Source organism: Motiliproteus sp. MSK22-1, assembly GCF_001968815.1.
Lineage (GTDB): Bacteria > Pseudomonadota > Gammaproteobacteria > Pseudomonadales > Balneatricaceae > Motiliproteus.
The window spans coordinates 212,997-224,833 of sequence record NZ_MIEQ01000061.1 but is presented as its reverse complement, the minus strand read 5'-3'; the positions used below and the strand labels follow the sequence as shown (position 1 = coordinate 224,833).

At 46.4% G+C, this 11,837-nt stretch carries 10 protein-coding genes; 5 read left to right on the top strand and 5 right to left on the bottom strand.

The genetic code is table 11. From position 1 onward, the window contains the following. The first annotated feature begins 120 nt into the window (after positions 1 to 120). The gene (locus BGP75_RS18555; RefSeq protein WP_076720356.1) at positions 121 to 1,500 is read left to right on the top strand and encodes a M48 family metallopeptidase; all 1,380 of its coding nucleotides are present in this window, start codon (positions 121 to 123) and stop codon (positions 1,498 to 1,500) included. Positions 1,501 to 1,742: 242 nt separating this feature from the next. After that, on the top strand, positions 1,743 to 3,257 hold the full coding sequence (locus tag BGP75_RS18550; RefSeq protein ID WP_076720355.1) for a diguanylate cyclase: 1,515 nt from the start codon (positions 1,743 to 1,745) through the stop codon (positions 3,255 to 3,257). 93 nt (positions 3,258 to 3,350) lie between these two features. On the opposite strand, the gene BGP75_RS18545 is transcribed toward BGP75_RS18550, so the two are convergent. Both BGP75_RS18545 and BGP75_RS18540 read right to left on the bottom strand, forming a co-directional pair. After that, positions 3,351 to 3,773, bottom strand: a complete 423-nt coding sequence (locus BGP75_RS18545; RefSeq protein WP_076720354.1) for a VOC family protein — start codon at positions 3,771 to 3,773, stop codon at positions 3,351 to 3,353. After that, complete coding sequence (locus tag BGP75_RS18540; protein ID WP_083704912.1) at positions 3,770 to 5,170, bottom strand: MATE family efflux transporter; 1,401 nt, start codon at positions 5,168 to 5,170, stop codon at positions 3,770 to 3,772. Before BGP75_RS18540 ends, BGP75_RS18545 begins: the two co-directional genes overlap by 4 nt. A gap of 391 nt (positions 5,171 to 5,561) precedes the next feature. On the opposite strand from BGP75_RS18540, the gene BGP75_RS18535 reads away from it, so the two are divergent. Together BGP75_RS18535 and BGP75_RS18530 are read left to right on the top strand one after the other, a co-directional pair. Beyond that, entirely contained in the window at positions 5,562 to 5,888 is a 327-nt protein-coding gene (locus tag BGP75_RS18535; RefSeq protein WP_076720353.1) for a hypothetical protein, read from the top strand. A 273-nt stretch (positions 5,889 to 6,161) separates the two neighbouring features. After that, complete coding sequence (locus tag BGP75_RS18530; RefSeq protein WP_076720352.1) at positions 6,162 to 6,854, top strand: YafY family protein; 693 nt, start codon at positions 6,162 to 6,164, stop codon at positions 6,852 to 6,854. Between the two features lie 27 nt (positions 6,855 to 6,881). On the opposite strand, the gene BGP75_RS18525 is transcribed toward BGP75_RS18530, so the two are convergent. From BGP75_RS18525 to BGP75_RS18515, 3 genes are all read right to left on the bottom strand, one after another. Further along, entirely contained in the window at positions 6,882 to 8,495 is a 1,614-nt protein-coding gene (locus BGP75_RS18525) for an HDOD domain-containing protein (protein ID WP_076720351.1), read from the bottom strand. A 178-nt stretch (positions 8,496 to 8,673) separates the two neighbouring features. Continuing rightward, the gene (locus BGP75_RS18520; RefSeq protein ID WP_076720350.1) at positions 8,674 to 8,961 is read right to left on the bottom strand and encodes a putative quinol monooxygenase; all 288 of its coding nucleotides are present in this window, start codon (positions 8,959 to 8,961) and stop codon (positions 8,674 to 8,676) included. 12 nt (positions 8,962 to 8,973) lie between these two features. Further along, positions 8,974 to 10,203 (bottom strand): EAL and HDOD domain-containing protein, encoded by a 1,230-nt coding sequence (locus BGP75_RS18515; RefSeq protein WP_076720349.1) that lies wholly within the window; start codon positions 10,201 to 10,203, stop codon positions 8,974 to 8,976. 240 nt (positions 10,204 to 10,443) lie between these two features. Between BGP75_RS18515 and BGP75_RS18510 the strand changes: the two genes are divergently transcribed. Continuing rightward, on the top strand, positions 10,444 to 11,832 hold the full coding sequence (locus tag BGP75_RS18510) for a diguanylate cyclase (RefSeq protein ID WP_076720348.1): 1,389 nt from the start codon (positions 10,444 to 10,446) through the stop codon (positions 11,830 to 11,832). Positions 11,833 to 11,837 lie beyond the last annotated feature (5 nt).

Genomic DNA, 11,837 nt, shown 5'->3' with positions numbered 1-11,837 from the left:
GGTACAAGTAAGGGTGCCGCCCAAAATCAGGGTCAAGGTGCATCTGCTTGAGCACTTTATGCCTGGATATACACTGTCGGAATCTTGTTATTATTTTTCCAATAAAGCAAAGGAATGTAAGTGTTAAAACGCTTGATCTTCATACTTTTGCTTTTTGTTTCTGGTATAAACAGTGCTAATGCTGATATTGCTGGTGGTCCAAGTAACCCTGATGTGAAGAAAGTCGTTGCCAGAACAGGCTATGACCCCGAGCTGGTACAGGTTTGGTTTCAACAGGGGCATTGGTGGCAGGCATATCGAACACTTCTACCGTTGGAAGTGCGCTATTCGGAAGTTCCGTCCTTCAATTATGATCTCGGTGTTGCTGCGCTTAAAGTAGGGGCCTATGCTCGGGCGGCCAATGCATTGGAACGAGCAGTACTACAACAACCCCGGCATGCTGGAGCCTATTTGGATTTAGCCATTGCGTTCATAATGTTAAAAGATTATCGCTCTGCTTCTGAACGTATTGATCAGTTGGAACAGCGCTTTAGGCTACCGCCAAAAATTGAACAGGCCATTTTGTATTATCGCAAGCTTATAGAGGATGGGAAAAAGCCGAGTACTCGTTGGCAACGCTCAATCAATGCTATGGCTGGCTACAATAGCAATGTTAATAATGGTACAGATGCGAGCCTGATTGAATTCATTTCAGATAATGGCAGCTTTCAAATCCCCTTATCTGAGGATAGTAAACCACAAGGGGACTTTTTTATCGATTTAGGGGCCCGTTTCTCGGTTGATCGAGTGCACGAAGCTTCACATTGGCATGGCAGTGTTAGTGCACAGCTTAGGGAATACAGTAAGCAAAATGACTTTGATACCCTGACAGTATTTACGGGCGGAGGGCTGAGCAGAAACCTGCGGGGAGACGTATGGGATTTTAGTCTCTATCACGCTAGGGTCCTTTTGGATGATTCTCTTTATCAGACTGCGGTTATGGGGATTGTTCGTTACTCGCCAACTTATGATAGTCTTTGGAACTGGCAATGGCAGTACCGCTTTTCTGATGAAAAATATGATGAGCTGGATGACCAGGACAACGATGCGAAAATTCACGATCTTAACGTTGTAATTTCGCACCCTCTCAATGGTTTGAGCCTATTTAAGCGTTTAGGCTTTAGCCTCTCATATAGTTTTGATCAGTCCTTAAATAATCGCGCTGGCGGAGATCAGCAAAGCTGGGAAGCGGAAACCTTTGTCGATTCTCCGTTAAATAGTGGTTTGCTGCGCACTTCGCTTTCATTTCAGCGGGAAGAAGATAGTTCTCCCTATTCTCCCTCATTTGGTTCGACCATACGTAAGACGGACAAGTTTTTACTAAAAAGCCGCTATCAGCGGCAATTGGATGAAAATCTTGATTGGGAGCTGGAGGCTCGCGTACAGGTCAATTCGTCCAATCTGGAGTTATTTGATACCACTTCTGCAGAGCTACGCTCAAGAATTAGTTATCGCTTTTAAGTCTTTGTAACTTTAGCGCTTCGTACGTCTGTTTGATTATTTCCTTAGGCTGCGGATCGTTATTTTCAAATTGAAAATACTACTCAATGCTGAGCAGACGGGCTGAACTTGAACGATTGCTGGGGGCGGTTGCCGCTGATTCTGGCTATGGTAGTTAAAATCAAGAGCGGGTAATATCCTTATTTGACTATCACCCCATTTGACTATCACCTCTGGTAAGTACCAGCTTGGGTAAGCTTCACATGAAAGCAGAACTTGATCTCCTATTAGCTTGGTCCCATGAAGGCGAGCAGTATTACTTTCCGCTTAAAGAACGGGAAGTCATTATCGGGCGGCAAGAGCAGGCGGATCTGGTTTTGAACATGCCTTCGGTTTCTCGGGTGCACGCAACTATTGCCGCCCGCAATGATGCTTATTACATTGAGGACCTGGAGTCGAGCAATGGAACCAAGCTAAATGGTGCGCGTATCAAGCCTTACGAATCTCACGCGCTTTCTCTAGGGGACGAAATTGAGATTGGTGATGCTAAGTTGTTATTTCAGCCCATCGCTGATTACCAGCGTGAGCAGAATAACTCTAGCAAGCGTCTGTTGCCGGGTGGGGGTTCAAAAGATGAACTTGAGCTGGAACTGGATAAGCTTCGAACGAATATTTTTCAGCATGTTTCCCAGGTATCGACCTCTACCCTGGGTGCTCATCTGGGAACATTGCTTGATGGGGATCTTGAAAAGTTTCGTGCCTATGTGGAGCCTAAGCTTCACGAATACGCAGTACTCCAGGAGATTACCCAAATTATTATCGGTATTCTGGATGTTGAAGAGCTGCTGTCAACAGCCCTGGGGCTGGTTAGTGAGGCGTTAAATGCAGATCGGGGCTATATCCTTCTGTTTGATTCCCAGGAAGCATCTCTCCAGCCCATCGTGTCGCAACATTTCGATCGTAAGGACAACAGTGCCTGTGAGCATGACTTCGCCTTCAGCCAAACGGTAGCAACCTCATGTTTTGAGAAAAAAGAGATTATTGTACTTGAGGATGCTCTGATGGACGTCAGTTTCTCATCATCATCGAGTATTATTGCCACCAGTATCCGCAGTGTCATTTGTATTCCTCTTCAGCGGGGTAGTGAGATCGTCGGGGTTATTTATCTTGATAATCTGAGTACACCGGGTATTTTTCACCATCATCATTTTGATTTCTTGAATGCATTCTCTGCTCAAACAGCAATGGCTCTGGAAAATGCAAGGTTATATTCACTTGCCGTTACTGACTCAATGACCGGGCTTCATAATCGGGAGTACATCAACGAGCGGATATTTGAAGAAATGCTGAGAACTGAACGCTATAACAGTGATTGCAGTTTAATCATGATCGATATCGATCATTTTAAGCGTATCAACGATACCTACGGGCATGGAGCGGGTGATTTGGTTATTAAGCGTGTGGCGGATCAGTTGACAGAAATGGCTCGGGCTAATGATGTGGTGGCCCGTTACGGTGGTGAAGAATTCTTGATGCTACTGACAGAGACCGGCCGGGTTGGAGCTTCTGTGTTTGCTGAGAGGCTGCGCAAGAGTATTGAAGAAAACCAAATGTTATTGGGCGATGAGACTGTCCAGATTACTGTCAGCAGTGGTGTTGTTTGTTATCAGGAAAACTACCATAGAAAGCTGACTGATTTTGTAGCTGACGCGGATAAAGCGCTTTACCGGGCGAAAAACAGTGGCAGAAATAGAGTCTGTGTGTCCGGGGGAGGCTGATTTTCTAGTTGTTAGGATGTGGTTGTTTAGAATGTAGCTGTTATCGCTATTATTTCTGGTTTTTTCCTGCAGTTTCATGGCAGCTTTTTGGTTCTAATGCTTTGGCGACCAGACTATTTCCCAAAGGTTTCCTTCCGGGTCCTGCAGGTAGCCTCCGTAACCTCCCCAGGGCAATGTCTTCGCCGGTTGAGTAATGGTTGCGCCAGCCGCTTCCAGACCAGACATTAATTGGTTTACGGAGTCCTTGCTGCTGGTGTTATGAGACAGGGCGATGCTGGCATGGTTGCTCTCTAAGCTCACCGAGGCATCAAAGCTTAATGCTGCTTTAGGATAGAGTGCGAGGGTGACCGGACCAAGGTCAAAGAAGGCATAGCTTCTCAAGCCTCGGTCTGGATCTTGGTATAGCCGCTTCAGTGGAAATCCAAACCCATTCTGATAAAAATTCAATTGGCTATCAAAATCCACTGTGGATAGTGTGATGTAGGATATGCCTGATCGCGGTTTATGTGTATTCACCTGGGGATGCTTCTCTGTTCTTTCAGTGGCTTGTTTATACGTGGTTTTTTATTAAGGGAGGCTTTTTTACGCATGAGTGCGTAAAGCGAGTAACCTCCTGCAATAAGGTTCGCGGCAGCGATACCGATAAAGATTCCTTCCAGTCCCCATAAAAAGGATCCGCTATAGGTCAGTGGTAAGGTGAGCAGGCAAAGGCGAATTAACACGAGTTTGGCTGCTTGTTGTGGTTGATGAAAGCCGTTAAAGGTCGCGCTTCCCAAGGTAATCAGACCAAAGCCAATATAGCTGAAGGGTACAATCCACAAATAGCTCGTGGCCAGTTCAATCGTAGTGGCGTCGTCGGCGAACAATGATGCAATAGCAGTGGCTGTTGATATTAATAACAGACAGGCAGCTATTCCCCAAAGTATCGCAAAACGTAAGCTGAAACTAATACTTTGTCGAATTCTATCGGTTTTTTCTGCGCCTGAGTTTTGGCCTATAAAAGGGGTTAGCACCGAAGAGAGAGCCAAAACTCCAATCATGGCCAGCGATTCAACGCGTGTGCCTATGCCATAAGCGGCAACTGCTTGAGGACCGTAGTCTGCAATCAGGTGGGTAATCACTCCAGCAGTCATTGGCGCCAGCATGTTGGTGGCAGCAGCGGGAAGTGCCAGTCTAATAAGTGCTAACCAGGAATTTTTAAGATTGAGGATTGTAGGACGTTGTCGGGTCAGCATTTTCTCCCGTCGACCGAGAACCCACAAGGCAAACAGGAAGGTCACTGAGTAAGAGATCAGTGTAGCGATGGCAGCCCCTTGTAATTCAAGGCGAGGGAATGGACCAATACCGAATATCAGTAGAGGATCCAGGACAACGTTAAGTAAGGCTGCCAGCATCATGACCCGACTTGGTGTTTTGGTATCCCCTGTGGCCCGGATTGCACTATTACCGACCATTGGGATGACTACCAGTCCCATTCCGAGGTACCAGATCCCCATATATTGGTGGATATATCCAAGTTGTTCAGCATTGGCCCCCAGTAACTGGAATATGGGGTCTATGGTGAGGTAGCCTAACAGGGATACCAGTGCTACCAGAGCCATGGCCAGGGCCAGACAATCGGTAGTCAGTCGTTGTACGTGCTGATGATTGCCTGCTCCGATCGCCCGGGAAACAATTGCCGAAGTGCCGACACTTAAGCCCATCGCCAGGCTGATAACCAACATCGTGATTGGAAAAGTAAAACTGATGGAAGCCAGTTCAATGGTGCCCAACTGGCCGATATAAAAAGTATCGACCACGTTGAACAGGACAATTGAAATGATGCCTATCAGCATCGATCCGGCCATCCGCAATAATGTACTCTCCACAGGGCCTTCGGTCATTCGGGCTCTGGGTCTTGCGGCTGTGGACATGAAGGCTCCAGATAGGAAAAAGTCTACGGATGCGAGAGTGTAAGGCTATCTAAGCGATTAGCCAAGTCGTATCAACAGAGTACTTATATATTGCAGCTTGAACAGCAGAATTTAAAACTTGTGTTTCTTGATTATCCTTGAATACTTTCTTTTGAACCCGGTTGGATGAGTCTTGTTATACAGCTCCGGGTTGGTTGTATCTTAACAGTATTGATAAGCAGGTCTGCCTCTCGTGCTGATTGCTCTGAGGGTGGAATACTGGTGCTCAATCCCTGTTGGCAAATAATAAATGCCGATACAAATGAAAGCTACTGACAGTACGTTGTCAGTAGGGCTGGTTTATCGTAGCTCTCGTTGTCTAATCAAGCCTACATTCATTTGGAGAGTCATTATGAAACAATCTGTCGTTGAACTAGTATCCTATCAGCTGAAATCAGGTGTTACTTCACAACAACTTGCAGCGACCCACGATGCTGTAAACAGTTTTCTGAACCGTCAGTCAGGGTTTATCTACCGGTCTTTGAGTCAAGATGAATCCGGGCAATGGTTTGATATTGTTTACTGGCAGGATATGGCAGCAGCGAAAGCCGCCGGAGAAGCTTTTATGAAGGATCCTGCCGGGCAGTCTTTGATAGAATTAACGGAGATGGACTCAGTCGTGATGCGTCATATGGCGACTGAGACTGAGATGCTTAGTGACAGTCTGGCAGCAGCCTGAACTTTTGATAGAAATCCGACTGTTAAATGTTGTCATTGCAATTGATGCTGATTGTAAATTAATTGCTCGATATGTCAGGGTAACCGGTTTTAAATAACCGGTCGTTAAATATCTGAACGTTAACTACCCTGATATGTGGCTCTTGCTGCTGTGTTGTTGATCTCTTCTGTGATACATAGTTCATAGTTATAGCTGTTTACATGGAGCTGATGAGGTGTTGAGCCGGCCCGCTACAGATAATGTCTGTAACGGGCCTATTTTGCTGAGGAACAGATGAGAAAAGCTGAACGACTCTTTCAATTGTTGACTCTGTTGCGAAGTCGGCGTCAGGTTATTACGGCTCAGGAGCTGGCTGAGCGGCTTGAAGTTTCAGAACGAACAATTTACCGGGATATGCAGGCTCTCTCTCTTTCAGGCATGCCCATTGAGTCTGAAGCGGGTGTAGGTTACCGCCTGAGACCTGGTTTTAGTGTTCCTCCTTTAATGTTTGACGAGGAGGAGCTGGAGGCGCTGTTACTGGGGGTTCGAATGGTACAGGGGTGGAGTGATGATGCTCTTGGAAATGCCGCGGGCAGCGCCTTGGAGAAAATTCGCGCCGTGTTGCCTGATCGTCTCCATCATCGCCACACGCTGCAACCGGAGTGGCTGTTAGTGCCAGATTTTCATCGTTCCAAACGGGCACAGTACAGCGACCAAATTCGTGAAGCGATAAAATTGCGTGCCATTATCGATATCGAATACCAACGGCAAGATGGTGAGCTATCAACCCGAAGTATATGGCCTCTGGGCTTGGTTTACTGGGGGCAGGCATGGACTCTGATTGCCTGGTGCGAAATTCGAAATGCCTACCGTATGTTCCGCCTTGACCGAATTCAAGGTTTGGTTGTCAGTGATAAGCTTTATCCCGAAGATCCAAAGCGTAGTTTGAAACATTATCTGTACTTGCAACAGCACTGTACATCATGAAAGCAGGCGGGCCATTCCTGTTTATTGCTACTTCTTCTGACTTTGTTTGGAATAGGCCAGTGACATTTTTGTCAGCATAAAGAACTGATTGAATCGTCGGAAGTCATCGTCACTAACAACCTCATTTTCATTTATTCGATCGGCATAGATAAAGCCAATCGTCTTACGACCGACAGTCACCGGCGCTAGAATAAACCCCCTTGGATTTAATGATCGACTAAATGATTCTGGCAGTCGGCTACCCCAGTTGGCTTCCTGAGTATCTGTCACCAATAGTGTCATACCTTTTTCCAGTACCTTAAAGAAAAAAAGGTGTTCTGGCTGTTTCCTGTTCATCGCAAAGAATTGTTGAAGCGGCTCAGATGAGGGGCCTTTGGCGATACGCATATTAAGATGCTGACTGTCTTTACTGAGCAGACAAAAACCGGCACGGTCAAAGCCTGTACTGGTTTCTATCGCACTAATGACTTGATCGAGAATTTTTTGGATGGGTTGCTGGTCGTCGACCATATTGCCAATCAGTTGCAGTTGGCTCAGTAGCTGGTCTGCATTATTCGAATGATCGGAAATACTGTTTATTGAATTCTTGGTCTGCGACTGGGATTGTCTTTGAGACCGCCCTGCGGATTGTTCAACGGACTGATCCGTATCTTCCTGGTCGATTGATTCCTGAGCTTGAGCTTGAGCGCGAGAATGCATGTAATAGGCAACTTTGCGCGAAAAGTCGTCGAGAGCTTCGTCACCACTATCGCGCAATTTCGGCATGAGTGCATCAATTGGAAGACGGTATTCATCAGCTAATTCACAGGCCATTTTGAAGGAACGGTTGAGGTATTGAGTCAGCTTTGAAACTGATTGCCCGGTTTGTATTTCGAGTCTGGCTAACAGTTCCGAGAATGATCCCTTGTAATCCCCTTGTTGATCGTAAATTAGTTTTAGCAGCAGATCAGCGCTGGAGGCTAGTTGGTGGTTGGATTGGACCTCTACTGACTGATCCTCTGCTGTCATCAGATCCATTGAGTGAACAACAGTTTGCGGAAAACCCCAGCTCTGAGCAATGTCCTGACCGATATCACTGAAATGACCACCGAGTTCATCCAGTTGAATACGTTCCCATTGTTTGTTACCGAGTTTTCTTTGCTGCAGCATCTTATGGTAGATTCCCGGGAGTGTATAAGCCACCAGAATTTCTCCGAGGCTATAAAGTAACCCGCAGATATAGCTTTCTTCTACATCGGCTACGTCACTATTCTCAGCTATTTCGCGGGTAATGGAAGCCGTCAAAAATGAGCGGATTAACAGATCGCTGATTTCAGTCGTGGGGGTAGACTGCTTGAAGTTCTCTATGAGCTTCAGTGTGACTGACAGGCTCTTTACCTGGTCAAAACCGAGTAATACTACTGCTCGCGATACAACGCTGATCCGACCATGACCGCGATTGCAGTACGATGAATTGGCCACCCGAAGTAACCGTGCGGACAGGCTTGCATCTTTCATAACGGCCATCGCCAGTGCCATGGCATCGGCTTTTTCAGAGCTGCTGATTTCACTGATCCGGTTGACTGTAGCACTGAATACCGGCAGGTCTCCCAAACTATCCAGCTTTTCCTGTACGGCATTAAGAGTCTTCAGATACTTCACGCTGTTAGTGTCCGTCCTTCAAAGTAATGAATGAGATTTTGATAATAGTTTCCAGATCATCTTTGATAGTGCCTGGATCGCTTTTGTCATGATTGTCAGTGATGTTAATTGTATAAGTTTTTGTAAATGCTGAAGCGATTGTCTGTTGGACATGTTCTCAAATAAACAGAGTTGATAACTATATCTTAATCAGGGAGGTGGAGGACTTGTCCTCAACCAAATCTGGCATCGCCAACTTAAAATGCTGAAAGTGGGGTGTCAATTTATGCGCGTTTAATGCCTCTACAGATTCCCAGCCTTCGATAATAATAAAACGTTCAGCTTGTTCTTCGCATTGATACAGTTCGTACTTTAAGCAACCTGGCTCGGCCAGGGAGGGCTCAATCAGCGCGGTCAGTAGTTGTTTCAGATTATCGATCAGATCCGCTTTGGCAATTATTTCAATTTGCTTGCAGAGAGTGGTCATTCGTTAGGCACCTTAGTCTTTATCGTCCGTTAACGTTTGCATCGTATATTGAGCCCAGGTCAGGCTATGGCGATAGGCGGCTTCGAAAAAACCTTTATTTGAGATCATTGTCTCAAGCCTGTCCCAATCCCCTTGTTCGTGACATTCTACACTAGCGAGGATATCACCGAGCACACCTTCCTTTTGGCCAATGGCTTCTTTTATCTCATCATCCAGTGGGACTTGTTTGAGTACATCCTCCATCGTGATATCCATTAATACATCCAGTTGGGAGAGTATACCAACCATGAATGCAGTTTCTGGGTTGGCATCACCCTGCTGCTCGGCCAGCAAAGAGCAAAGTCTGCCCCGAACCAGCATATTTCGAGAAAGCTCTTCCGGCTTATCGTCATTGCTGCTTAGCGCTATCAATGTTGCCCATTTGCGAACCTGGTCCAGTCCCATCATGACCACTGCCTGATTTAGGGATTCAATCTTTTTGGTTAGGTTATAGGCTGCGGAATTGACGACACGTAGAATTTTATAGGTAAGAACCGGATCCAGAATAATCAGTGCTTCAATTGCGTTTATATCGGTACTGGGTTTTTGAAGCTCTTGCAAAAGTTGCAGGAGCGCGACACTGTTTCCTGGAAGTTTCTTGCCTAGAACCCGGACGGGTCTGCTGATAAAAGGGCCCTGAAAGAGATCAAATTTTAATTGTTTGCATTGATTGAGTTCTTTGATATTGGCAATATTCTGAGCCAGTACTTTTGCTCTGGAGCGACTTAGCACAAGGCGTAGTTTCTTCAGTTTATCTAACGGGAGTGTTTGGATATCAAGCTTGACTACTCGCATGTATTTAAGCAGCGGTACCTTGTCTGCCTGTAAAGCAAATCCATCCAAAGCCAGGCGATAGCCTTGTTGAGATAACATTTGGATGGTACCGAAGACCTGAGCTGTCATTTGGGTATCGCTGGGAATCTGAAGAACAACCTGTTTTTTTGGTAGTTCTGGAATATAGCCTTTTTGCAAAACCTGCTGAGACAGGCTGATAAAAAGCGGTACTCTACGAATAGCACCATCCTGACTCAGGCTGGTGTAGGTGTTTAGCAGGATCTTGGAGGTTTCACTGTCACCATCAAGCAGGGATTCATCATCTACTTTTTCCAAGTCTACGAGTAGCTCGTAAGCAAGTATTTTAAGATTGGCGCCAAATATTGGCTGTCGAACCATTAAAACCTGAGTGCTAAGGGGTTGTTCCATAGAGTTACCTGTGAATACAATCTCAAAACCACTAGCCCATCCTTAGTACAGAGTCCTATCATCATACATTGAAAATCAGCAATGAAGGGGCGAATGTGAGTGAGTTTTTCTCCAATTGGAAATTATGTTGTCGCCTCAATGGCTTATTCTGCTTATTAGCCGGATAATTCATAACTGTTAAGAACTCCGGGTCAATTCAATCGGCAGCTGTACCTCGTGTAAAATGGACACCCTGACATCATGAAATCGCTTAAGCTTAAACTTATTCTAGCGTTAGTTATTACCGGTTTGGCTACTATTGCACTTGTGGCTGTTACTGCCAGTTGGCTGGTAAACAAGCGCTTTAACGAGTTTGCCATGGACAGTGCTTTCTCGCATTTTCATGAAGATGTTACCCGCTATATCGGCCAGTATGGTTCCTGGCAAGAGGCTGCACGATTTGAACCCTTTATCGCTTATGTGCAGCGTACACGAAGTATCGAGGCAGGAAACCTGCGATTTCCAGGGAGAGAGGGATTTTCTCGGCCACCTGGGCCGCCAGGAAGCAGACCATTTCCTCCTCCCGGGGGCAGGCCTCCGCGGGCTGGATCATTTCCTCCGGCTACTTCCTTTCAGCCGCCTGTCGATGAAGCTCGTCCTAATCCTGGTCCCGGCCCACGTGCACCGTTTCGTTTCATGCTGGTCGATTCAGCTGGGGTGGTTATGTTGGGGGCTGCCGGGTATGGGCCAGGGGATACAATCCCGGAATCAGTAATGAAGGAGACTCGAGCGGTCACCGTCGATGGAAAAACTGTAGCCTATGCTCACCCCGTTGGTTTACCCAATCTGGGGCAGGATGATCTTGCTCGCCTGGGGGTGATAAAAGAAGCTCTTAGTTATGGGCTTTTGGCTGCTGTTGCACTCGCTTTGTTTTTGGGGCTTTTTTTAGGTCATCGTTTAGTGAGGTCGATAAAGGAATTAACTCGGGCTATCCGGGCAATGAATAAAGGCGATCTGTTCCAGAAAGTGAATGTGCACAGTCAGGATGAGGTGGGAGAATTAGCCGATTCTTTTAATAAAATGAGTGAGGACTTGCATCACGCATATCAGAAACTGGAGAGTTCTAACCGCACGATCAGTCACCAAGCCGAACAGCTGAAGGAGTTGAGCATCCGGGATGAATTGACACAACTCTATAATCGCCGTTACTTCAATGAACATGCTGCCCGAATGCACTCGGAAAGCACGCGCTATGGGCATCCATTGACGCTGGTCATAGGAGATCTTGATCACTTTAAACAGATCAATGATCGCTTTTCTCATGCCGTTGGAGATAAGGTTTTGCAGCGTGTCGGAAGACTGTTAAAAGAAACAACCCGTGACAGCGATGTGGTTGCCCGCTATGGGGGGGAGGAGTTTGTTATTGCCTATAGGGAGACTTCTCTTGAAAAGGCTGTTCAACTTTGCGAACGGCTAAGGGAAAAAATGGAGAGTGTTGACTGGGCAGAGATTGCTGAGGGCCTGGATGTCCGCTGCAGTATGGGCATCTGTTCAAATACGGCTCTGGGTAGTTACGAACAGATGCTTGCCGATGCCGATCAAAAGCTCTATCAAGCGAAAGACCAGGGACGTAATCAAGTCTGCTATTAAAGGGG